We start from the raw sequence: 856 nt of genomic DNA, 5'->3' as shown, positions 1-856 counted from the left end.
GTTCGCGGCGTGCCGGGGGCTTGCGGACTCCGTGGCGCGGGCGGCGTACGTCCGTGGGCGTGCGGCGGCCGAGGCGGAGGAGTGGGGGGCGGCGTGCGGGGCGTTCGCGGAGGCGGTGGACGCGGTGGCGGTGGCGGTGGCGCTGGATGAGGCAGGCCCCGGAGCGAGCCCTGGAGTGAGCCCCGGCCCCGACCTCTCCACCTGGCACGCCTACGCCTCCGGGCGTGTGGCAGAGGGCGAGTGCGCCTGGGCCGATGCCGTCGAGGGGTTCGCCGGTGCCGGTGGGTTCCTGGATGGAGGCGTACGGCTCCTGTACGCGCGAGGGCGACACGCCGCGGACCGGGAAGCCTGGCCGGAGGCACTTGTGGACCTGGAGGCCGCCGCCGCCCAAGGGTGGGACGCGGAGCCGTGGTTGAGCGACCTGCGGGAGCGGACGTACCAGGGGGCGCTGGACGCGGCGGGCGTCGGGAACTGGGCGGGTGCGCTGACGGGCCTCGACCTGTTGCCCCTGGACTTCCGTGACGTGCGGCCGCGCAAGTGCTACGTCCGGGGCCAGGTGGCGGCCTCCGGCGGCGACTGGCCGAAGGCGGCGGACGCGTTCGGGGAGTGCGTCGCCGCGGGCGGCGGGTTCGACGACGCCGACGCGCTGCGGACGTACGCCCAGGGGCGCCGCTGCCAGGACGAGTCGCGCTGGCAGGACGCGCTTGCCTGCTTCGCCCGGCTGTCATCGGACCTCCTCGACGTGCCCGACCGCCTCCTGTACGCACGCGGCAGGGTCGCCGACGCCCGCGCCGAGTGGGCCGGTGTGATCGACGGCTTCGGCCGGCTGCCCGACACGTACGCCCACGGCGAGGTC

General features: G+C 76.4%; 1 protein-coding gene. It reads left to right on the top strand.

The window, feature by feature from the left end:
- On the top strand, nt 1–856 hold an 856-nt coding region (locus ABD378_RS34590), incomplete at both ends, for a hypothetical protein (protein ID WP_344527641.1).

The sequence above is a fragment of the Streptomyces rectiviolaceus genome (assembly GCF_039533825.1).
GTDB classification, from domain to species: domain Bacteria; phylum Actinomycetota; class Actinomycetes; order Streptomycetales; family Streptomycetaceae; genus Streptomyces; species Streptomyces rectiviolaceus.
This window is presented reverse-complemented; position numbering and strand designations above follow the sequence as displayed.